General features: G+C 29.9%; 22 protein-coding genes, 1 pseudogene, 2 riboswitches and 1 other annotated feature. All 23 genes and pseudogenes read right to left on the minus strand.

From position 1 onward, the window contains the following. Nucleotides 1-13 precede the first annotated feature (13 nt). The 23 genes and pseudogenes from J418_RS0107590 to J418_RS0107705 all read right to left on the minus strand — a co-directional run bounded on the left by J418_RS0107590 (nucleotide 14) and on the right by J418_RS0107705 (nucleotide 23,750). On the minus strand, nucleotides 14-802 hold the full coding sequence (locus J418_RS0107590) for an ABC transporter permease (RefSeq protein WP_017751574.1): 789 nt from the start codon (nucleotides 800-802) through the stop codon (nucleotides 14-16). Next, nucleotides 802-1,659 (minus strand): ABC transporter permease, encoded by an 858-nt coding sequence (locus J418_RS0107595; RefSeq protein WP_017895268.1) that lies wholly within the window; start codon nucleotides 1,657-1,659, stop codon nucleotides 802-804. Before J418_RS0107595 ends, J418_RS0107590 begins: the two co-directional genes overlap by 1 nt. Further along, nucleotides 1,660-2,733 (minus strand): ABC transporter ATP-binding protein, encoded by a 1,074-nt coding sequence (locus J418_RS0107600; protein ID WP_023625248.1) that lies wholly within the window; start codon nucleotides 2,731-2,733, stop codon nucleotides 1,660-1,662. It abuts the gene before it with no gap. 182 nt (nucleotides 2,734-2,915) lie between these two features. Continuing rightward, nucleotides 2,916-3,974 carry a sulfate/molybdate ABC transporter ATP-binding protein gene (locus J418_RS0107605; RefSeq protein WP_017751571.1) on the minus strand — a complete coding sequence of 353 codons (1,059 nt, stop codon included), beginning with the start codon at nucleotides 3,972-3,974 and terminating at the stop codon, nucleotides 2,916-2,918. 1 nt (nucleotide 3,975) lies between these two features. Next, on the minus strand, nucleotides 3,976-4,803 hold the full coding sequence (gene cysW / locus J418_RS0107610; protein WP_017751570.1) for a sulfate ABC transporter permease subunit CysW: 828 nt from the start codon (nucleotides 4,801-4,803) through the stop codon (nucleotides 3,976-3,978). 13 nt (nucleotides 4,804-4,816) lie between these two features. Next, a complete protein-coding gene (gene cysT / locus J418_RS0107615) occupies nucleotides 4,817-5,635 on the minus strand; it encodes a sulfate ABC transporter permease subunit CysT (protein ID WP_017895270.1) in 819 nt (272 codons plus the stop codon). A 33-nt stretch (nucleotides 5,636-5,668) separates the two neighbouring features. Continuing rightward, complete coding sequence (locus J418_RS0107620) at nucleotides 5,669-6,715, minus strand: sulfate ABC transporter substrate-binding protein (RefSeq protein WP_017895271.1); 1,047 nt, start codon at nucleotides 6,713-6,715, stop codon at nucleotides 5,669-5,671. 219 nt (nucleotides 6,716-6,934) lie between these two features. Further along, nucleotides 6,935-7,167, minus strand: a binding site (T-box leader). Nucleotides 7,168-7,320: 153 nt separating this feature from the next. Beyond that, a complete protein-coding gene (locus J418_RS0107625) occupies nucleotides 7,321-8,652 on the minus strand; it encodes a nitrogenase component 1 (protein WP_017751567.1) in 1,332 nt (443 codons plus the stop codon). Between the two features lies 1 nt (nucleotide 8,653). Beyond that, entirely contained in the window at nucleotides 8,654-10,069 is a 1,416-nt protein-coding gene (locus J418_RS0107630) for a nitrogenase component 1 (protein ID WP_017751566.1), read from the minus strand. A 59-nt stretch (nucleotides 10,070-10,128) separates the two neighbouring features. Beyond that, entirely contained in the window at nucleotides 10,129-10,920 is a 792-nt protein-coding gene (locus J418_RS0107635; RefSeq protein ID WP_017751565.1) for an ABC transporter ATP-binding protein, read from the minus strand. A 79-nt stretch (nucleotides 10,921-10,999) separates the two neighbouring features. Further along, nucleotides 11,000-11,818 carry an ABC transporter permease gene (locus J418_RS0107640; RefSeq protein ID WP_017751564.1) on the minus strand — a complete coding sequence of 273 codons (819 nt, stop codon included), beginning with the start codon at nucleotides 11,816-11,818 and terminating at the stop codon, nucleotides 11,000-11,002. Nucleotides 11,819-12,075: 257 nt separating this feature from the next. After that, the gene (locus J418_RS0107645) at nucleotides 12,076-13,080 is read right to left on the minus strand and encodes an ABC transporter substrate-binding protein (protein WP_017751563.1); all 1,005 of its coding nucleotides are present in this window, start codon (nucleotides 13,078-13,080) and stop codon (nucleotides 12,076-12,078) included. Nucleotides 13,081-13,154: 74 nt separating this feature from the next. Beyond that, entirely contained in the window at nucleotides 13,155-14,357 is a 1,203-nt protein-coding gene (locus J418_RS0107650; RefSeq protein WP_017751562.1) for a radical SAM protein, read from the minus strand. A gap of 45 nt (nucleotides 14,358-14,402) precedes the next feature. Next, the gene (locus J418_RS0107655) at nucleotides 14,403-14,828 is read right to left on the minus strand and encodes a GNAT family N-acetyltransferase (protein WP_017751561.1); all 426 of its coding nucleotides are present in this window, start codon (nucleotides 14,826-14,828) and stop codon (nucleotides 14,403-14,405) included. Nucleotides 14,829-14,853: 25 nt separating this feature from the next. After that, nucleotides 14,854-15,852 carry an ABC transporter substrate-binding protein gene (locus J418_RS0107660; protein WP_017895273.1) on the minus strand — a complete coding sequence of 333 codons (999 nt, stop codon included), beginning with the start codon at nucleotides 15,850-15,852 and terminating at the stop codon, nucleotides 14,854-14,856. Nucleotides 15,853-15,877: 25 nt separating this feature from the next. Beyond that, nucleotides 15,878-17,077, minus strand: a complete 1,200-nt coding sequence (locus J418_RS0107665) for a threonine synthase (RefSeq protein WP_017895274.1) — start codon at nucleotides 17,075-17,077, stop codon at nucleotides 15,878-15,880. Between the two features lie 36 nt (nucleotides 17,078-17,113). Then, a pseudogene (locus tag J418_RS16785) lies at nucleotides 17,114-17,410 on the minus strand (methionine adenosyltransferase domain-containing protein); the annotation flags it as partial. 103 nt (nucleotides 17,411-17,513) lie between these two features. After that, nucleotides 17,514-18,386 (minus strand): nucleotide-binding protein, encoded by an 873-nt coding sequence (locus J418_RS0107675; RefSeq protein WP_017895276.1) that lies wholly within the window; start codon nucleotides 18,384-18,386, stop codon nucleotides 17,514-17,516. 353 nt (nucleotides 18,387-18,739) lie between these two features. Beyond that, nucleotides 18,740-18,847, minus strand: a riboswitch (SAM riboswitch). Between the two features lie 105 nt (nucleotides 18,848-18,952). Beyond that, a complete protein-coding gene (locus tag J418_RS0107680) occupies nucleotides 18,953-19,954 on the minus strand; it encodes an ROK family transcriptional regulator (protein WP_017895277.1) in 1,002 nt (333 codons plus the stop codon). A gap of 14 nt (nucleotides 19,955-19,968) precedes the next feature. Next, nucleotides 19,969-20,436, minus strand: a complete 468-nt coding sequence (locus tag J418_RS0107685; RefSeq protein ID WP_017895278.1) for a YbaK/EbsC family protein — start codon at nucleotides 20,434-20,436, stop codon at nucleotides 19,969-19,971. A gap of 529 nt (nucleotides 20,437-20,965) precedes the next feature. Further along, a riboswitch (SAM riboswitch) is annotated at nucleotides 20,966-21,080 on the minus strand. Nucleotides 21,081-21,207: 127 nt separating this feature from the next. Then, on the minus strand, nucleotides 21,208-21,672 hold the full coding sequence (locus J418_RS0107695) for a hypothetical protein (protein WP_017895280.1): 465 nt from the start codon (nucleotides 21,670-21,672) through the stop codon (nucleotides 21,208-21,210). Nucleotides 21,673-21,685: 13 nt separating this feature from the next. Continuing rightward, complete coding sequence (locus tag J418_RS0107700) at nucleotides 21,686-22,927, minus strand: radical SAM protein (protein WP_017895281.1); 1,242 nt, start codon at nucleotides 22,925-22,927, stop codon at nucleotides 21,686-21,688. A 34-nt stretch (nucleotides 22,928-22,961) separates the two neighbouring features. Beyond that, complete coding sequence (locus tag J418_RS0107705) at nucleotides 22,962-23,750, minus strand: ABC transporter ATP-binding protein (protein ID WP_017751552.1); 789 nt, start codon at nucleotides 23,748-23,750, stop codon at nucleotides 22,962-22,964. Nucleotides 23,751-23,764: the final 14 nt, after the last annotated feature.

The following is a 23,764-nucleotide window of genomic DNA, read 5'->3' on the forward strand; positions in this document are numbered from 1 at the left end:
TCCCCCTAAAAATTTATAATCTTCTTTCTCCTATTAATTTTATACTCTGTCCCATAATTAAAATTATAAAAGTAATAATTAACATTATGGTACAAAGGGCATTTATCTCTGGTGATAGTCCAAATCTAAGCATTGAAAATATTTTTATTGGAAGAGTAGTACTTGCAGGTCCAGATACGAAAAAATTTATTATTACATCATCAAAAGACAATATAAAGGCAATCATGGCTCCTGCAGCTATGCCCGGCAATATATTTGGAAGTACAATTGTAAAAAACACTTTTAGTCTGTTGGCACCCAAATCCATAGCTGCATCTTCTATGGAAGAGTCAAATCCTGAGATTCTTGCCCTGACTATTATTAATACAAAAGGAATACTGAAAGTGGCATGGGAAAACACAAGTGTTCCTATACCAAATGATATATTAAGTTGTGTAAAATATACAAGAAGTGCAATTCCCATTATTATTTCAGGTATAATTATGGTTATATTTAAAAGTGCTTCTACTATACTCTTTCCTTTAAATTTATACTTATAAAGTCCAAATGCACCTATAGTTCCTACTATAGATGATATTATGGTACTCATAATTGCAATTGACAAACTATTTTTAAAGGCTGTGATTACATCACTATCATTGAATAGACTATGATACCAATCTAAAGTAAATCCAGTCCATAATGCACCTGTTTTAGCATGGTTAAAAGAATAAAACACTATTACAAATATAGGCAAATATAAAAATATAAATACCAGTACAATATATAAATATCGTATTAGCTTATTAATTTTATTGCTCATTAAAAAACCCCCATATCTGTTTTTTTACCAACTAATTTTATACTAATTGTAGTTAAAATTAATGTGACTACTATCATAAAAATAGATATGGCTGCTCCAAAGGGCCAGTCACGAGATACCAAAAATTGATTTCTTATAAGATTCCCTATGAGCATGACTTTACTGCCGCCCATAAGATCTGAAATATAAAATAGGCCTAATGAGGGTATAAATACTAAAATACATCCAGCCAAAACTCCCGGCATGGTGAGAGGAAATATTATAGTAAAAAATGTTTTAAGTTTTCCAGCACCTAAGTCCTTAGCTGCATCAATATAACAACTTTCAAGTTTTTCAATTGAATTGTAGATTGGCAGAACCATAAAAGGGAATAAAGTATATATCATTCCTAAAAGTACAGCTCCATAAGTATAAAGCATCTTTAAAGGTTCATTTATTATATTAAATTTTACTAGTATGCTGTTTATAACCCCTTCTGTACTCATTAAATTCATCCATGCATAAGTTCTTATAAGAGAATTAGTCCAAAATGGAACAATTATAAGTATAATAGCCAGTGTTCTAAACTTTTTAGGAATTTTCGATACAAAGTATGCAAAAGGATATCCAAAAATCAATGTAAACACCATGGTTATAAATGCTATAGATAAAGAATTGGAAAACACTTTAAAATACAGTGGTGACATAATTCTCTTGTAATTGCTAAATGAAAATACAAAATCTATACCACCATTTACTCCCCTTTGAAGAAAACTTATAAATACAATATATATAATAGGGACTGCCATAAATATAATCATCCATATACTAACAGGAATTATAAACGTATATTTTTCAAAGTTAAGTCTTTTCTTCAATTACAGGCCCCCCCCTTTAATTAAGACCCCGTCTGATATATCCCAAAATATCCATGTTTCTGTTCCTACTTCTGGAATTTCAAGATTTTTAGTATAACTCATCACAGATACATTAGTACCATCTTTGAGTTTTAAAATGGTTTTAGTATTTGATCCCAGGTATATATTTTCCACCACTATAGCTTTCAAATCAAAAAAATCTACAGGACTAAAAGAATATTTTATATTCTCAGGTCTCACTATTACGGAAACATGATCTCCCTTTTTAAGTAGACTATCTTTTGTAATTATAGTACCATTTATATTATTTAAATATATTTTATCCTTTTCTATAGATTGTACATTACAATCAAATATATTTGAATCTCCTATAAACCCCGCTACAAATTTAGTCCTAGGTCTTTCATATATATCTCTTGGTGTTCCAAGTTGTTCTATTTTTCCATCTTTCATTACAACTATGCTATCTGACATATTGAGAGCTTCTTCTTGATCATGAGTTACATATACAAAAGTTATTCCAAGTTTTTTTTGAAGCCTTTTAAGTTCAATCTGCATCTGTTTTCTGAGTTTAAAGTCAAGAGCTCCAAGAGGCTCGTCTAACAACAGTAAATCTGGACTATTAATAAGTGCTCTTGCAATTGCTACTCTCTGTTTTTGTCCACCACTTAGATTTCCAGGCATTCTTTTCTCATAACCTTCAAGTTGTACAAGTTTTAACATATTTTCTACACGTGCTTTTATCTTCTGCTTATTAATCTTCTTAATTTTAAGACCATATGCTATATTATTATATACATTCATATGAGGAAAAAGTGCATAATTTTGAAATACAGTATTTATATTTAGTTCATAAGGCTCCTTATTTTCTATATGTTTTCCATTTAAAATTATACTTCCACTTGTAGGTTTTTCAAAACCTGCTATCATACGCAATGTAGTAGTTTTTCCACAGCCACTTGGTCCTAAAATTGTTAAAAACTCTCCTCTTTTTATATTTATAGAAATGTCTTTTACTACAGTTTGGCTATTAAATTTTTTAACAGTATTTATAAGTTCAAGGATATTATCCAGTGCTCACACCTCCAATAAAATAACAAAAAACTCCCACCTCTTTATATCAGAGGCAGAAGCTAACTTCTGCGGTCCATTCCACCCTGCTTATAATAAATATTTACTAATATTTACTTAAATTTAACATAACGCTATAATAGCATATTATATGATAAAATGCAAAATAGCACATAATCTATATTCTATATAGAGTAGGATTTAATATTATTTTTAAATTTATTTTCCACAACTTTCACTTTATTATTATCAAATAAATATAATCTGTGTATAAGAACTGCTACTTTATCACCTACATTAAGATTATTTTTTGCCAACGAGCGGATACCTTTTATTATATTGTCCCCTATTTGAATAGTTACTATCCAATTGGACCCACCAAATGATATATCGGTAACTATACCACTTTCGTAGACAGTTCCAGGTTTTACTTCATCATTTTTATAAACTTCAACGAACTCCGGTCTTGTAATTGCTTTCGTTCCTTCAGGAATATTCTTGAAAGCCTTAAATTGGCTAAACTTTTTAATGGCATTGGACTCACCAATAAATTTAGCTACAAAAACCGTTTTAGGATTATTATATATTTCTACTGATCCTCCTTTTTGCTCAATAGCTCCTGAATTTGTTATTATAATTTCATCAGCTACATCTACTGCTTCCTCTTGGTCATGTGTAACAAAAATACTGGTTATCTCCAACTTGTGTATCATATTTTTAAGCCATGTCCTAAGCTCTTTTCTAACTTTTGCATCAATAGCTGCGAAAGGCTCATCTAAAAGAAGCAATTGTGGCTTTGAAGCAAGAGCTCTAGCAAAAGCAACTCTCTGCTTTTGTCCTCCAGACAACTGACTTGGATATCTTTTCTCAAGACCTTTAAGCCCTATGAGTTCTACAAGCTGCATAACTCTTTCCCTGGTATATTTTTTATCTACTTTTTTAATAGAAAGTCCAAATTCTATATTTTGATACACTGTCATATTTCTAAAAAGTGCATAATTTTGAAATACAAATCCTATTCCTCTTTTTCCTGGAGGTATATTGTTAACCAATTTACCGTCAATATAAATTTCTCCACTATCAGCAGTTTCAAGTCCGGCAATCATACGAAGTATTGTAGTTTTTCCACTTCCGCTTGGCCCAAGCAATCCTACCAACTTGCCTTTTTCTATTCCAAAAGATACATTTTTTGATGCTTGATAACTTCCAAAACTTTTATTGAGATTTTTAACTTCAACATACATTTTATATCACCTCTTTTTTCACTTTCCACTCTATAATGTTTCTAATAATCAAAATAACAATAGCTATAAATACTAAAATTGATGATACTGCAAATGATGCAGAAAATTGATATTCATTATATAATATTTCCACATGCAATGGCAAAGTATTGGTTTCACCTCTTATATGTCCTGATACTACAGAGACAGCTCCAAATTCTCCTATGGCTCGTGCACTACACAATACTATTCCATATAAAAGTCCCCATTTTATATTAGGTAAAGTTATTCTACTAAATATTGTCCATAAATTTGCACCCATAGAAGCCGCTGCTTCTTCTTCATCAGTTCCTTGAGCAATCATAAGCGGTATTATCTCCCTTGATACAAAAGGAAAAGTTACAAATATTGTAGCTAATATTATACCAGGAAGTGCAAAAATTATATTTATATCATGTTTAAATAGAAAATTATAAAATAACCCACCTCTACCAAAGGTCAGTACATATATTAATCCAGCTATAACCGGTGAAATTGCAAAAGGAAGATCTATTAGTGTAATCAAAAAATTTCTGCCTTTAAATTTAAACTTTGTTACAGCAAAAGCCATCATAATACCAAATACAGTATTAAAAAGAACTGCCAGACCTGATGCTACCAAAGTCAGTTTTATAGCCGAAATAGTATTTGAATCTGTAATAGCCGTCATATACGCATCTTTGCCCTTTCTAAACGCTTCCGAAAATATAAGAATCAATGGCATCCCAAGCATTATAAACAAAAATGCTATCGTTATTGCAATAAGTATATATTTCACTATATTAAATTTAGTATGATATGATTTTTCCAATTTTTTCACTCTCCTATGCATACTTATTGGCTTTCCATTGAATTAAATTTATAACAAACAACATCAAAAACGAAAAAACAAGCATAACTAATGCTATAGCTGTAGCTGATGAATAGTCAAACTGTTCAAGTTTTGTCATTATCAAAAGGGGAGCTATTTCAGTTTTCATAGGCTTGTTACCTGCTATAAATACAACAGATCCGTATTCCCCAATTCCTCTTGCAAAAGCAAGTGAGAATCCTGTTAGAAGAGGAGCAATAAGTTGTGGTAATATTACTTTTATAAATATCTGTATTCTAGATGCACCTAAAACAGAGGCTGCTTCTTCTATACTAACATCCAAATCTTCTAGAACTGGTTGTATTGTACGTACTACAAATGGTATTCCTATAAACACCAATGCTACAGTAATTCCAAAAGTCGAAAATGATCCTTGTATGCCAAATTTAGCTAATATAGAACCAATCCATCCATTTTTTGAGTATAGTGTTGTCAATGAGATACCTGCTACAGCCGTAGGAAGAGCAAAGGGCAAATCTATGCATCCATCTAGAAATCTTTTAAAATGGAAATCATATCTTACTAATACCCACGCTATGATAAGCCCAAAAGCAGCATTTATAGCAGCTGCTATAAATGCGCATCCAAAACTTATTTTATAAGATGCTACTACTCTTGGATCTGTTATAGTTTTCAAAAAAACCTCTATTCCCATCTTGGATGTTTGAATAAATATCGTACTAAGTGGAATTAAAACTATTAAACTCAAATATAAAATGGCCAGTCCCATAGATATATTAAACCCTGGTATAACTCTTGTTTTTTTAACCATTTTTTGTCTCCTCTCCACACTGCCCAATTATTGTTACTTTTTAGGTTGATATATTTGATCAAATGTTCCTCCATCATCAAAATGAGTTTTTTGTGCTTTTGCCCATCCACCAAACATATCATCTATAGTAAACAAATTAATTTTAGGAAATTTATCTTTATATTTCTCAGCAACTTCTTTATCTCTTGGTCTATAGTAGTTTTGAGCTGCTATTTCTTGTCCTTCTTTTGAATAAAGATAGTTCAAATATGCTTCTGCAACTTTTCTTGTGCCTTTCTTATCTACTACTTTGTCTACAACAGCAACTGGTGGTTCAGCAAGTATGCTGACTGATGGAACTACTATGTCAAATTTATCTGCTCCAAGTTCTTTTACAGATAAAAAGGCCTCATTTTCCCAAGCTATAAGTACATCACCTACACCTCTTTCAACAAATGTAGTAGTTGCACCTCTTGCTCCAGAATCCAGTACTGCCACATTTCCATACAGTTGTTTAACAAATTCTTTTGCCTTATTTTGATCATTATTGTTTTTCTTCAAAGCATATCCCCATGCTGCAAGATAATTCCATCTGGCACCACCTGATGTTTTAGGATTTGGAGTTACAATTGAAACACCTTTTTTGGTTAAGTCGTCCCAATCCTTTATGTGCTTTGGATTACCTTTTCTTACAAGAAATACTATAGTTGATGTGTAAGGAGAACTGTTATCCTTGAACTTTTTTTGCCAACCTTGATTAATAAGTCCGGCCTTTTGAATCGCATCTATATCATAGGCAAGAGCTAAAGTTGCAACATCTGCTTGTTGTCCTTCTATAATTGATCTTCCCTGTTTGCCTGAACCTCCATGTGACTGCTTTATAGTAACATCCTGTCCTGTTTTTCCTTTCCAATACTTTGCAAAAGCTTTATTATAGCTTTCATACAGTTCCCTTGTAGGATCATAAGATACATTTAGAAGTTCAACGGATTTTTTATCTGTTGTTGACTTTTCAGCACTTTTGCTTCCGCATGCTGTAAAAGAAGTTATTACCAGAATACTGATTAATGAGATTAAAATACTAAACTTGAATTTTTTCATAATGAATTCCCCCAATATTTTTTTATTAAAAAAGGCCAAGTAGCACCTAATGCAGAAATTATATAAAATAAAAAATATACTTCCTGTACTAAATGTAACTTGACCTCTAGTTTTTCTAGTCAGTCAATCTATTTTTAATTTTGTAATACTTATCTCTAATATGGTAATAAGTATATTTAATAAATAAAAGCTTCGTCTCTATAACACCTATAAAGATGCTATAGAGACGAAGCTTAAACTTCGCGGTTCCACTCTAATTAGACTACATGTCTCTCTCTTCAGATACATAAAATATCCAATCACTATAACAGGTGAACCTGATGCAGCCTACTATCATTTCGGTACACAACTCTAAAGGGCACTTCATTTAAGGTAAATTTAGAAATCTTCCAGCAAATGATTTCCTCTCTTAAAATCTATATTAAACTACTTTCCTTTTTCAAAGTTTTTAATTATTAAGTACTGTATTAAAATTATACTTCATATTATACATTGTTTTATGATTTTGTCAACAATTTTTTAATAAATTAAAGATGTACTTGTGTAAGTATTACAAATGTAACCTACATTAATTCTGTCAGACATGATGAATTCCATTTCTTATATCAGTTAAAATTTCTAATCAATGTAGCTATATCTTCAAGTAAAGTGGTTGCTCCTTTATATCCAATATATGTTTTATCTAAAATTACACTATCCCATATAGGGAAAGAAATATGTTGGACTGGTACATTAATTTCATCGGATATTTTATTTTCCAGGGAACTTCCAAGTATTAATTCAACTTCACTATTTTTAATGATTTCATTGATTTTTTCTAAATCTTCTTCAAAATATAAATTCACTTGATTTAAAGGTAATAGAGCATGTAATTTTTTATCTAAGTATTTCCTATAATTATCTTCATAATTATCTTCTGAAATATCCGTAATAATAATAGTTTTAGGTATAAACCCTATTTCCACTAGGAATTCAATTATTCCCAGCGTATAGCCTGTTTCAGAAACAATTGCAAATTCTTTCTGTAAGTTATATTCATAATAAAAATCTGCTATATTTTCCAAGTAATAATTAAGCTTGCTTTCTTCATTTTTTATAAATTCATTTATTTTGTTTTCATCTATACTAAGTTGGTTGCCGACTTTTTCTATAAATGAAGATGTGCTGCTGAGACCTACAGGTAAACTTTCAAAATTTAAATAAGGTATATTGTATTTATCCTTTAAATATTTTGCTGCTTTTATTCCCCAAGGTGAAAACACCAAGTTCAACTCGGCATTAGGGACTTGTCTCCAGTTCTCAATATTTTGTCCAAAACCAAATAAAGTATTTACTTTTAATCCTATGGACTCCAGAATTCTTTTCAACTCAAATAAGTTTCCCTGCCAAAATACATCCTGGTTTGGAATAACCCCAAATACATTTACAAGCCCTTTTACTCTTTCAGAAGCCACTTCATAAATTTTATGTAGCTGCTCAATTAAAGTCCTTAATGTAACTTCATATCCGTAGTGTATATCTCCTTTAAATCCTGGAGTTTGTATATTTATAACAGGATACCTTTGTTCCTGGGCTTCCTTCGTCATAGCCGGTATATCATCACCTACCAATTCAGTAGCACATCCACTTAAAACTACGTATAAATCAGCATCCATAACCTTAATTGTATTTTTTATTTGTTCTCTTAATCTAGATGTTCCTCCAAAAATAATTTGTTTTTCAATTACATTACTAGAAGATGCTTGAACACCTCCAGCATAACCAGATCCCTTATTTCCGCTTACTTTATTTACTCCCAAATACTGTTGAATTGTACAACCTGCAGTTGAATGCACAATGGGTACAACTTTTTCTATGCTTTCAACTACCTGAAGTGCTCCAGAAAATGCACAGCTATTTCTAGAGACTTCAACTATACTAGTATTATTTATATTCATACTATTTTACCTCCTGTTTTATATACCAGTTAGTACTTTTGTTATACCAATTTTTTTTATATGGTAGTCTATCTTTTTTAGAAAGTATTTCTAAAAATTTTCTATTATTAAGTGTCTTATAAACAGCTTTTATAAAATTCTTAACACCATTAAATCCTAATATATCCAAATTATCAATAGCAACAGAAGGAATTCCAAGTCTTGCAGCCAAAGTACTGTGCTGGCTCAATCCTATATATAAGTCAGGTTTTAATCTATTTAAAATATTTTCCTCTTCAAAAGACTGACCATCTGCCACGTGTAATTTTATGCTTTCATCTAAATTTTTAATGTAAATTAAATCTTCTTTATTTATATCATCTATATGATCTACAGTTATTCCTGCCAGATCTGCTCCAAATTCTTTTATCAACTTCACAATTGAGAATGCTTTTGATGTAGGTAAATTTATATATATTCTTAATCCATTTAAATTATTTTTATCTATATATTCATTTAGGCCATCAGAATATTTATAGATTACATCTTGTGCATTTTTTTCTAGTCCCAGAGCTCTTCCTACACTTATAAACCAATCCTTTGTTTCTTCTATACCAATAGGATATAAATTTGATAAAAATGGTATGCTATACTTTTCTTTTAATGATTTAACAAAATAGTCTCCATTATCTTTGTCTATACTAACAGAAAGTGCCGCTTTAGATACCCTATAAATATTTTCTAATGTTGAAAATCTCGGTAGTATGTTTGCTTCAACACCTATCCTATTCAATAGATTTTTAATTTCATTCAAGTCTTTCTTGCTTTCAAATATGGAAATCAAATTTATAAGATTGGATTGAGTTTCTTCTTTGTTACATGTAACTAGATATTTAGAAATAGCATGAAATGCAACATCACTTCCAAATATACTAGTTTTAGACTTAAATCCATCGGAAAATATGGGAACAATTTTTATGTTTAATTCATCTTCAAGTTCAACTACAGAAGATAAAATATCATCATTATTTATAGCTATTACTGGTGTAGCTACAATGAAGATTACATTTGGTTTACAGCTTTTATATAATTTTCTTATTGCTAATTCTAATTTCTCACCACTTCCTAAAATTGAATCTTGCTCATTTAGGTTTGTTACAACCCATTTTCTAGATCTTGCTTTGGATAGCATATGCAATTGAACTGCACTGCATCCAAGTGGTCCGTGAATTACTATGCCTGAATCTTCAATGCCATTAAGAACTTGAAGTACATATATAATTTCATCAAATGAAGTTTGAGAAAATGTCCTTATTTTCTGATTTATTTCTCCTGCTTCCATATTATTTAATAGTTGATCAATATCTCCGAAATATGTGTTTAATGTATTTAATCTTTTTTCTCTTATTTGAGGCTTTCTCTTATCCAATAATCCCACGCAAATTCCTCCTGTCATCAATTTATATTTTATACAATACTATTTTTTAATACATTTTCTTAAATATAATATTCTATATTTTCTTTAAATTCTCCAAAAAATTCATTATATATTTCATTTCTAATTTTTATATAATCATAATCACTACGTTTTCTTGGCCTTGGAACATCTATTTTTACAATTTTCTTTATTGTACCAGGTCGGCTTGATAAAATAACCACACGATCAGCTAAAAACACAGCTTCATCAATATCATGAGTAACTAATATAACTGTAGTTTTTTCTTTTTCCCATATTTTCAATATTTCTTGCTGCATGCTCATCCTTGTAAATGCATCAAGAGCACTGAAAGGCTCATCTAACAATAGTATATTAGGATTATTAACTAAAGCTCTCGCTATACTCGCACGCTGTTGCATTCCACCTGATAGTTGATGAGGATATGCTTTTGCAAATTTCCCTAATCCAACCAATTCTAAATGTTTTTTAACAATATCCTTTTTAATATTAGTATTTAATTTTTCTTGAAGTCCAAATTCAACATTTTTCTCAATATTAAGCCATGGAAAAAGTCTTGATTCTTGAAAAATTATTCCTCTATCAACTCCTGGCCCATTTATTAGTTTATCTTTAGAATATACCTTGCCATCATATTCCTTTTCCAATCCCCCAATTATTCTCAACAAAGTACTCTTACCGCATCCACTTGCTCCAATAATACATATAAACTCATTTTTATTGACTTCTAGGTTTATATCATTAAGAACAGCTACATTCCCTGAATCTATTATAAATTTTTTATATAAGTTTTCAATTTTTAAAGTGCTACTATAAGTTTTCTTTGAACTCATGAGATACCTCCTTGTATAATAAGGTTAATAAAACATTTACTTCCAATTTTTTATTTGTAAACTAAAATAAGGATTCTGATTAATCCTGTGAATTAACATTCCATTTTAAAACTCTTCTTTCAACTATTTTTATCAAAGTATCAATTAAAAGTCCTATAATACCTATTGAAAATACTCCAACAAGCATTACATCCGGCTGAGACAACTCTCTGGCATAAGAAATTAAGTAACCTATACCAGAAGATGCCGCTATAAGTTCAGCTCCAACTACACTCATCCATGCACTTCCTATTCCTATTCTCAATCCTGTAAATATTTCCGGAAGTGCCGAGGGAAATATAATTTTTGTCAAAATTATTAATCTTCTTTTCTCAAGTATGTTTCCAACTTCCAAGTACTTTTTATTAACACTTTTAATTCCATGAATTGTATTAAGTAGTACAGGCCAGAATGTACCTATGCATATAACTATAACTTTAGATGTTTCTCCTATTCCCAACCATAGTATCAGTACAGGTACCCATGCAATTACTGGTATAGGTCTTAAGACCCCTATTAAAATAACTAATGCCTTATCCAATTTTTTACTTAAGCCTAACAATGTTCCCAATGTTATACCAAGTATGCAACCAAATGCATATCCTTTTATTACCCTTAATAAACTTATTCCTAAATCTCTAAATAAATCACCACTTTTAATCAAATCTAATATGGTACTAAAAATAATACTAGGCGATGGCAATACAGATACATTAATCAATCCTTTGCTGCTATAAATTTGCCATATTACTATAATAAATACTGGAGTTAAAAACATTAAAATATAATTTGAAATTATATTTATTCTATTTCTACTTTTTTTTATGTTTTTAGATTTTAATTTTTTTGTCATTAACATAATAACCCTCCTTTTATTACTAAATTTATATTATAATTATTTCACTAATTTATTTATCCGTATTTTATATTAAGATAATTTAAGAATAAATAATATTCAATAGAAGAATTTTTTATATAAAGGAAGAAGGACTATTACAACTGTGTCCTCTTCCAAGGCATTAGAGAATCAGAGAGATACTTACGGTATGTATATTGAGCTAATATAGTAAATTTTTAACATCGACTTGTTTTGAAAATTCATTTTTAAAATTGATTTTATTGTATACCGGCTTTTTTTGCATAATTTAAATCTATTAAATCATCAATATTTACATCTTTTCTTATAACTTTGTTTTCTCGCAAAAACCTAGCTGTAGCTTTCACTGATTGTATCCCTTCATCAGTAATATTAAGATTATGTGAAGTTTTATCAAATCCTGGCTTTAAAACATCTTGTTTTACTCCAGTATCTTTAGAAATTATTTTTATAGTTTCCTCTGGATTAGCATCTATCCATTTCGCTGTCTTGTTTAAAACTTTTAATAGCCTCACTACTATATCAGGATGTTGTTTCAAGAATGAATTTTGAGCAATAATTACATCAACTTCTTTTTTGTATCCTGTACCATCGGCTACCTGTTTTACTGTACCAGTACTTACAGTTTGTGTAACAACAGGTTCCCAAATAACTGCTGCATCAATATTGTTAGATAATAAGCTTGACCTTATATCTGCAGGTTGAAGATTTACCTGTTGAATATCGCTAGGTTTTAAACCAACTGATTTTAAATATATATATAGAAGCTGCTGTGCTACAGAACCAATAGGGACTCCCACTTTTTTACCTTTTATATCAGAAATTTTATTTATTCCAGATTTCTTTGTTGCAACTAATGCATCTGCTTTTTCACTTGTTCCATATGCTGCTATAGCTTTAATATCAACATTATTTGCTCTTGCCTGAATGGCTGGTTGATCACCAACTTGCCCAAAATCTAACTTTTGTCCAGTCATTGCTTCAATCATTGGTGGACCTGAAGAAAATTTTTGAAGTTGAAATGTTATACCATCTTTTTCAAATTCATCTTTAAGCCATCCTTTATCTTGTGCTACTATAATTTGAGTATGTCCTGGTTGATATCCATATTTTATAACTATATTTTGCTTACCACTTTTAGTTGATTTATTATCATTGCTTTGTTTATTTGAGCACGCAATAACTGTAGTTAAAGAAATTGTTAAAATTCCAATCAAAATCTTGTTCCATAAATTTTTTTTCATTATTACAGCCTTCTTTCTAGTATATTTTATAAACTTAAATATATCTGATCATAAGAAATATCTTTTAATTTATTCTACACTTCGTGTTTTTTAAATACCGGCAATAGTTCATCTTCAATTTTATACAAATCATGGCATATTGTTGTAGGTGCTGCAGTACAATCATATAATTGGTCATAAGTAAATCCAGCTTTTCTGAATATATTATATACTTTATATGCCATATCCAAGTGCCATTCAGGCTCAGGAGTACGGTGGCCTTCAAGCTGTGAACCTGGATTTGGACACCATGCTGCCACACCGCATATTACTCCTTTAGATGCAAGGTATTCAACTCCTTCTAGAGTAGATTTTTTAGGTTCAATTCCACCAACTATATTTGACCTTACTCTACCATATCCAAATACTTTAGCTGCATATTCCAATGCTTTTACCCAATGCTCCCATCCGCCACACTGCTCTACTTTACCTGGGCAAATAGCCTTATAAATATTTTTATCCCAGATTTCTATATTCATACCAATAGTTCTATACCCAGCTTCTTTATATTTATCAATTACTTCAAGATCAATTGGAGCTCCTATGACACCCGTACCATTAAAATCTTCAAGGCCAGTATATTCTTTAATTGTTTCTGCTACATCAATATAATAATCTACTTCTCTTCTTTCTGGTACAAACCCTCCACTTATAGTAATATGTTTTGCACCATTTTTATAAGCTGCTACTGCTGTTTCAGCAATCTGCTTAGGATATTTCCATTCTATTCCTTCAGCTTCCGCATAAGTGTCTTTTGTAGCATTTATATTACAAAACAAGCAATCCAATCCTTTATCCTTTAAAGCACACTCATTACTATATGCTACAAAAAGAGCACCTTCTCTATTATAAGTTGCTACATTTGACATATACATGCCATCTGAAGTCTTGTAATCATAATATTTAGGATGATTCAAAAATTCTATAGGAAATATTTCATTATCATTTTTGGTAAGATAATATTTATCATTTTCATATTTAATCTCATATTTTGATGCATTATCCCACCTGAAAGGTATCTTTAATCCACCTGGCGTATTAAATCCTGTAGGGAACTCAATTCCTACATGTGGATGATGATCATATTCAAACAGATTATGAACCTGCTTTTGATATTTTTTTTCTAAATCAAGATAAGCAAATATTTTAGGATCAACAGCAATTCCCTCAACTGTAGCCTCATTTTTTATTTTTACTTCATTATGAAGCCTTTTTTTTATATCATTTATAGTACTCATTTATAAAATCTCCTTTTTAATTCACATTTTTAATATATTCTAAATTTAATGCTTTAGCATAAACATACCTGATCCATATTTTCCTTTAGGTCTTATTATAAAATTAAATTTTTTATAAAAATTTTCCTTGCCTCTACTGGCCATTAATCCTATAAAAGATCCTTTTGAGCAATTGTTATCTATATAATTCATCAGTTCAGTCATTATAAGCTTACCTATACCTTTTCTTTGGAATTCAGGAAGTACAATCAAATTCTGAATATAAAAGTACATTCCTCCATCACCAACTATTCTTCCATAGCCAATCAATTTTTCATTATAATATGCACAAATACTAAAAAGTGAATTCTTTAAACTTATTTCAGCTGCTTTGACATCATATGTATCCCAACCAGTTTCTTTTCTTATATAAATGAATTCTTCTGCAGTGGGTATCTTAGAAATAATTTTCAAATCATTTATTACAATCATCTCCTAACTTACATAAAGTCAATTCTTAATTTATACCTATACCATTTAAATAGCTCTTATCTATAAGATCATTAATATCTACATCTTTCCTTATGGTCTTATTTTTCCTTAAAATAGTCTCTGTATCTATAAGAGACTTAGTAACAGTATCTGTGAATTTTATATCAAAATTTTCTTTTGGAAATGCTTTGTCCAATACATTTTTTTGCATTTTAATATCTTGTGCTACTATATTTTTAGCCTCATCAGGATTACTTTGAACCCATTTTTGTGATTTTTCATAAACTTTTAATATACGTTTCACTATATCAGGATATCTTTGAGCAAAAGAATTTCTCGCAATTATTAAATTGGTATCAAGTCTCAAATTTTTACCGTCTGCTATCTGATGTGCAGTCCCATCTATCTCAGTATTTGAAACAAAAGGTTCCCAAGTAACTGCTGCATCTACATTTTTAGAAGCCAATGAAGTTTTAATATCTGGTGGTTGCAAATTAATGACATTTATATTCTTAGTAGTTAATCCAGCTGATTCCAATAGTTTTATCAAAAGTATATGTCCCGTGGAACCAATAGTAACACCTACTTTTTTACCTTTTAAATCTTTTACGGATTTTATACTAGATCCATTTGGCACAAGCAATCCACTTAAATAGCCTGATCCATATAATGCTATTGCCTTAATATCAATATTATTGGCTCTTGCTTGAATAGCTGGTTGGTCGCCAACTTGTCCAATATCTAGTCTATTACCAGCAAACGCCTCAATCATCGGAGGTCCTGATACAAAGCTCTGAAACTTTACGGTAATTCCATCTTTTTGAAATTCATCCTTAAACCATCCTTTTTGTTTAGCTACAATTAATAAAGCATGATTTAGTCCAGGTTGATATCCAATATTTATTTCCTTTGGCTTTGCTTGTTTTTGATTATTTAATGTTCCACTTTTATTCGTATTTCCACAACCAGTTATGAGAAAAATAATTAATGCAAATAATGATATAATGCTACTTATTTTTTTCATAATACTTGTCCTCCTAAAATTTTACTTATATGCTTTCATTTATTTTTAATATTGGCAAATCAAAATCAATTAATGAAGGATATTTTATTCCTGTACCTGTATTTAACAAAACTACTTTTTCATTTTGTTTTATAAAACCATTATCAATTAATTTGGACAAAGCAGCGACAAGCGTAGCTCCTTCAGGACAAATAAACAATCCTTCAGTTTTAGCTATCAAATCTAACGATTCCAGTATTTCTGAATCTTTTACCTGTATAGCTGTACCATTGGTTTCTCGTATAGCTCTTAGTACTAAAAAGTCTCCCAGTGCTTTAGGTACTCGTATCCCCCCAGCTATAGTACTTGCATTTTTATAAAATTTTGAATATTCAGTTCCATTTTCAAATGCCTCCACTATAGGATTGCAGCCTTCTGATTGTACAGAAATCAATTTAGGTAATTTTTCTCCAATCCAACCTAATTTTCTTAATTCTTTTAACGCTTTAAAAATACCAATTATCCCCACACCACCACCTGTAGGATAAAGTATAGCATCAGGAATCTCCCAGTTAAAGTATTCTGCAATCTCAATCCCCATAGTTTTTTTACCTTCAATTCTATATGGCTCTTTCAATGTAGCTGCATCAAACCAATTATACTTTTTCACACCATTAGCAATTATTTTTCCAGCATCGGATATTAATCCATCAACTAAATATGTTTTGGATCCATAAATAAAACTTTCTTTTTCGGCTAATTCTGGAGCATCTTTGGGCATTGCTACTACTAATTCAATACCCGCTTTAGCACAATAAGCCGACCATGCTCCTCCAGCATTACCTGCTGTTGGCATAGCTATTGTTTTAATTGCAAGTTCCTTTGCTTTAGATACCCCTACTGAAGCACCTCTTGCTTTAAACGTTCCTGTTGGATTTAACCCTTCATCTTTTATATATAGATTTTCAATTCCTAATTTTTTGCCTATTTTATTTGCTTTTAATATAGGGGTGTCACCTTCACCAAGTGTAACAATATTAGATTCTTCTGAAATAGGTAACAGTTCTTTAAATCTCCATAAACCTTTTTTACGGCTTTTAAATGTTTGTTTATTGATTTTCTTCCTTATAGTTTTTAAATCATATCTAGCCAACAACGGTCCTCCACATTCACACAAATTAATTGGAAGATCTGCTGAATATATTTTTCCACATTTAGCACATTGTAATTCAGTTAAATAACTCATTCTAATTCTCCTCATTTATTGATTAAACTTTTTTCATATACCTGCTGCCACAAGATTCTTTGCCACCCATCTTGCTGCATAAGCCCCTGATCTGTCAACCTTGGTTGGATCTTTCCCTGAAAATGCTCCACTTCCATATCCTCCATAGGTATCAACTATTATCTTTCTTCCTGTAAGTCCTGAATCAGCTTAAAGTCCTCCTTTTACAAATTTTTCCGTTAAATTGACAAGATACTTCGTATTAAAATCTATCAATTTGTCAAGTACTGTTACTCTTATAACTTTGTCTGTTATGTCTCTTTCAATTTTATCATGGCTTATGGAAGAGGAATATATTATGGTGTTTCGTTTGTTGCAAATACAAATACTATTCCCTACTCATTTTTATCCACCTCCTTTACGTTTAAAATAGATTCTGTTAAATATAAAAACTTTTCTAAATAGATGCTGGACCTTCTACAATTCTAGAATCAAATTTATATATTTTATCACCCCATTCTCTGGCCCAGTCTCTAAGCTCATTCACACTCAATGGATTAGGTACACTTAAATCTTCATCTTCTGCTATAAATTTTGCTAGATTTCTATATATATTGGCATGTTCAGATTTTGGATTAGCTTCAATTACAGTTTTTCCATATAATTCACTTTGAGATACTATTAGTGATCTTGGAACATATCCTGCTACTTTAGTACCTGTCTTTTTAGCAAAATCATCAACTATTGATTTAGAATAATTTGCACTCAAACCATTTCCGATTATTCCTCCAAGTTTTGCACCTCCAGTTGGAGCATATTTGTTTATAGCTTTAAAGAGATTATTAGCAGCATAGATTGCCATAAAATCTGATGAAGTTACAACATATGCTCTATCTGTAATACCATCTCTTATAGGAACTGCAAAACCTCCACATACAACATCTCCTAAAACATCATACAATACATAATCTGCTTTATATTTTTCAAACAAGTCTAGTTCTTGAAGAACAGAAACTGCTGCATTAATTCCTCTACCTGCACAACCAACCCCTGGAACAGGTCCACCTGCTTCAATACATAAAACTCCTCCAAACCCTTCTTCAGAAATATCTTTCAATTTAACATTATTGCTTTCTCTTAAACTGTCCAAAACTGTTGGTAGATAATTTCCTCCTCTTAATGTATTGGTAGAATCACTCTTAGGATCACATCCAATCTGTATTACTTTATATCCTGATTCAGCAAGAGCAGCACTTATATTAGATGTAGTTGTAGACTTTCCTATACCTCCTTTTCCATAAATAGCTATATGTTTTGTCTTCTTACTCATAGTAATTTTCCTTTCACAATAAAATTATTTATTCTAATATTTTTAATATATAGTATATTCGTTTATTTAAATATATTCTGACATTACTGTTTAAAAAATAGTACTTTTTTCTATTTTAGTAAAAAGCGCATAATTTTTAAGTTGATTTTTATATAATTATAGATAATTTTATCATTTACATACTCCCCTTTCTTAATTTATATTTTATGGAATAATAAAAAGATCAAATTTCATTCATTAAAAATTTATATAAATGAAACTTGACCTCTAGTTTTCTAGTCAATCAAATAAAATATTAAATTAACAATAAAAAGCTTCCTATGGAGAAACCATAGGAAGTTATATCCTCTCGTCTCTCATCTTTCAGGTTATTCCTGCTGGAATTAGCACCATTAAATGTATATATACATTTAGGTTGCCGGGCTTCATAGGGCCAGTCCCTCTGCCTCTCTCGATAAGAATTATATTTAACTACTTTATATTTAGCTTGTATTTATATTATAACTTTTAAAATATTTTGTCAATACATAATTTTAAAATTATTTCTATTCTTATGAAAATTACATCTAATTTTTAATACAACTTTCAATTACCAATGCTGCAGTTCCTATGGAAATTGCATTTTCTTTAAAATATCCTCCTCTTTTCAGAACAATTTCTCTATTAATATAATCCACACAAATTTTGTAAAACAAATCCAAATTAGCCAAAGGACCATTTAATATAACACATTTCAAATCCAATAAATCAGCATACAGCTTTATACTTTTGGCAAAAACATTTGCAAAGTTCAGTATGATACTTTTAGATAAAGTTTCATTTTTTTGGATATCAATAAATATTCTCTTTAAATTCATACTTTCCTTTTTTAAGGAAAGCATATTTTCAAAAACATATTCACTGTCATTTACACTTCTTACAATTTGTCCATGCAAAATTGTACCCTCTCTTATTCTTGGACCACAATCAAAATAGGCTAAATTATTAAATTGCCTTCCCGAACCATAAAGATGTTCTGCAATAGCTGCTGAATTTGCACCATTTTCAATTATTATATTGCAATTTAAACGCTTCTCAAGCATTTTTTTTACAGAAACATTACTCCACAAACCTGTTTCAATTGCAACACCTATTCCAATAAGTTTAAGCATATCAAGTCTTAATTCTACATAAGCATTATTTATAATATTTTGTATTCTATCTATTAGATAATCAACAGAATTTGAAATATCAATACTGGAGATTTTTTTATAAAAAATTTCCATTCTCAAATTAACTATAGAAACTTGTACATACATTTTAGAAATATCTATTCCTATAATATAAAACCCACAAACATTTACGTCATATAATATTGGTCTTCTACCACCTGTAGACTCTCCTATACACTTCTGAACTATAATCCCATCTTTTTCAATTGGATTCATAATACGATTTAATGTAGTTAATTTCATGCCTGTCCTATTAAGGATTTCATTTTTAGTCATAGCACCATTCTTCTGTATTAAATTAAATATTTTCTTTCTATCATTATTTAAACTTTTAAATAATTTATAACTATCCATCATAGTGAACATACCTTTTATTGTGAATTTTTACAGACATCTATCCATTTTGCATTAACTAATTCCTGTATTTGTTTAGGGGGAATTTTAAGTGCATAGTCTTTTGAGCCTGCAGCAGGATACACATATTCAAAATCTTTTATAGAAACATCTATATATACTTTTACTTCATTTTGCAAGCCAAAAGGACATAACCCACCTATTGGATGTCCTATTTCATTTAAGACTTTATCACTATCAACCATCCTGGCTTTAACTCCAAAAAAATCTTTAAATTTTCTATTACTAACTTTAAAATCTCCTCTTACAACTATCAGTATATCCTCGTTTTTTAATTTAAAAGCTAGTGTTTTAGCTATATACTTTGGCTGAGTATGTATAGTTTCCGCTGCTTGCTCTACTGTAGCACCACTATTATTCAATTTAAAAACAGGACTTTCTATATTTCTATCAGAAAAATATTTTATTACGCTTTCTACACTCATACAATCACCTTTCTATGCTCTTTAGTTTTTTAATATTTTTCTTAAACATATACTATCAGCAGAATAGAAAAATAAAAAGGTCAAACTTTACCTTATAGAAATTAGCAAATTTCTTATAAGTAAAATTTGACCTCTAGTTTTTCTAGTCAATCAATTATATATAACATTTTAGTAATTAAACTTATTATACCATTTTATTATTATAAAAACTACTAAAACTTATTTTGAACTTTAAATTTTGCTTTTTCATAGGCCATTGCATATAGTTGTGCCATAGATTTAATCTTAAAATCACTTAGTCATAAATAAAATGTTTTTGGGCAAATTGCAAAAGCTTCGTCATTTTGTTGTTTGGGAAAATTATAATTCATTATATCTAAAAATCTACTTTGTATATCATTCATATTAAATTCCTCCATTTTATTATTTTAATCAAAAAGCTTACTATATAGTATTATAAATAGAAAAGCTATTTCTCTATATAAGAAAAATAGCTTTTATTAACACATACTTTATAAAACAACTACATTTCTTATCTTCCAGAATATAATATTTACTCTGTAGGAATTGACACCGATACATATAAAATAAATGCAGGTTGTCGGGTTTCAAATGGCCAATCCCTCCACCACTCTTGATAAGAGTAACAACTATTAAATTATTTATATTAGTAAAACATTATCCATATTATAATACAATACCTGTATAAAACTTTTTATAATAAATTTATATAAAAACTAGTATTAAAATATATTTCAAAATGCAATAAACTTACTTGGCTAAACGATCCAGATGAATTAAAAGTGGATGTTTTTTTTCTTCTGATTTTTTTCTATAAGAATATGTCTCATTTCTAACTTCTTCAGGTTCTATTATCCATACAGTAGACAAATCCCCGTCTTCAATTCTTTCTCTAATAATTTCGTAATATTTTCTAAATATATGTCCACTTATATAAGCTTTTACTGGAATACCTTTTATTTGATAACTCTCATTATCTTTTGATTTTACAGTTATTGATACTTTTTTCTTAAACCATATGCTATTTACCATATTACTATTTGTCATAGATGATTCAATTAATTCCATATATAATATATTACCATTATTATCTACATTTAAAAAATTTTTAAATGTAGAATGTGGTATATTATCTTTGTCCACAGTAGATAAAACCTTTACTGTATCTTCATCATTTATCAATTTTATAATTTTATTTTCTAATTTTATAGACAACTCTAATTCCCCCTTATATAACTCTAGATAAATCAGTATCTGGATGATTACCACATATTCTGTAATTATCCATATCTATATTCAAACCATATTTTCTTCTAATATCATCAAGAGATTTGGATAATTTCACATAATACTCAAGAGAAGGGTTTTCCTGATTTTGAAATACAGATCCAGGATATGGAGTCCATACACATTGAACTATACTTACTCCTTTTTCAGCAAACTTTTCAGCTTCTTCTAATATTGATTTAAGGGCTTCATCTTCATCTTTAAATCCATAAGGTTTAGCAAGTTCAACTCCTCCAACAATTCCAGAATTCACATTTCCTCTCCCGAATATATCCACTGCTGCGATTATTCTTCTTTTCCATTCCTTATATCCTATCAATTTATCCTTACCTGGGCAAATCCATTTAAATTTTTCTTCATCAAGTACTTCAATATCTGAAGTAAAGGACATAATACCTGTATTTTCATATATTTTTTGAAGCTGTTTTTCATTAAATGCAGATGATATCATCTGACTTGGAAATCTTTTAGTCTTAAAATTTTCTCCTATAGCTTGAAGTATATCTATATATAAGTTAACTTCATCATCAAAAATTTCATCTCCGCTCAGTATTGAACCTGCTGTTAAAAAAACACTTTCCAGTCTTCCCGGTTCCTTCAAAGCCTCCTTTACAGTTTCATATACATCTTGAGGATCTAATCTTGCTGGTTTGTTATTTTGTATTTTGTTCCTGTTAAAATTTGATCCTATATTGCAATACTTGCATCCTTTACCATTATCCCAAAAATGACAATAGCTATACGGATCTATATCTATACGTTGAGGCCTTGAAGTTGCAATATGCCACATTGGAGTTCCTCTACTTGTAAATTTTTCATAATAATCAGGTTTTGTCCAATATTCAACTTCTTCTACTATTTCTCCATTGTCTGTAATATAAAATTTGCCATCAATGTAATCTACAACATATGGATTTTTAGCTGTTGGAAGGGGGCCTGTCATAATGGAAGTACCATCCCTGAGTAACAAAGATACTGGAAAATAGTCTTCTTTTTCACCTATTGAAAAAAATATTCCTCTAGACTGGAGCTGATGTACATTCTTATCAGCAGCTTTTATTGCTCTATCTGTATAAATTACACTTCTTCTCTGAACATCTGCTTTTATAATTACAAAAGGTGACACATCATTGTATTTATCTATAACCTCTTTTAGTGTTAATTCATTTCTTTTTGCTGACATTTCTATTACACTTCTTTCTAGTATTAATTTTAATTTACCTGCCTGTAATCAAATCGAGTATATCATTATGTAAATTTTTAAATTCCTCACTATACTTTATATCACTTAGGTTTTTGGTATTTTCATAATTAGTAAATTTGATATTAAATTCTTTAATTATTCTTCCAGGTCTTTTAGACATAACTATAACTTTTGTGCCAAGATACAATGCTTCATCAATATCATGAGTAATAAACAAAACGGTTTTTTTATTTTCATTCCATATATGCCTTAATAAATTTTGCATCTGCTCTCTCGTAAGTGCATCCAATGCACCAAAAGGTTCATCCATCAGCAAAACCTTTGGATCGTTAACAAGTACACGAGCTATAGCGACACGTTGTTTCATACCTCCAGACAATTCATATGGTTTAAGTTTTCTAAATTCATCTAAACCAATTCTATCAAGAAAAAAGTTTATCCTTTGTTCAGCCTCTTTTTTAGGAATTCTCCTCATTCTTAAGCCAAATTTTACATTATCCTCTACACTAAGCCATGGATATAGTGCAGGCTGTTGAAAAACTACTCCTCTATCATGATCAGCACCATTTATTTTATTTCCATCCACTAAAGCCTTCCCTCTTGAAGGATTCATAAATCCAGCCATAATTTTCATCAAAGTACTTTTTCCACATCCTGATGGTCCTAATATACATATGAATTCCCCCTCTTTTATATCAATGTTTATATCATTTATAGCATCAACTTTTGTATTATTAGATTTATAAGTTAAGTCTACATTTTTCAAAGAAATAATATACTTATTTTTTTTACTAGTTTTCATAAAATTTTGCCTCC

This window comes from Clostridium tyrobutyricum DSM 2637 = ATCC 25755 = JCM 11008 (assembly GCF_000359585.1).
Lineage (GTDB): Bacteria > Bacillota > Clostridia > Clostridiales > Clostridiaceae > Clostridium_B > Clostridium_B tyrobutyricum.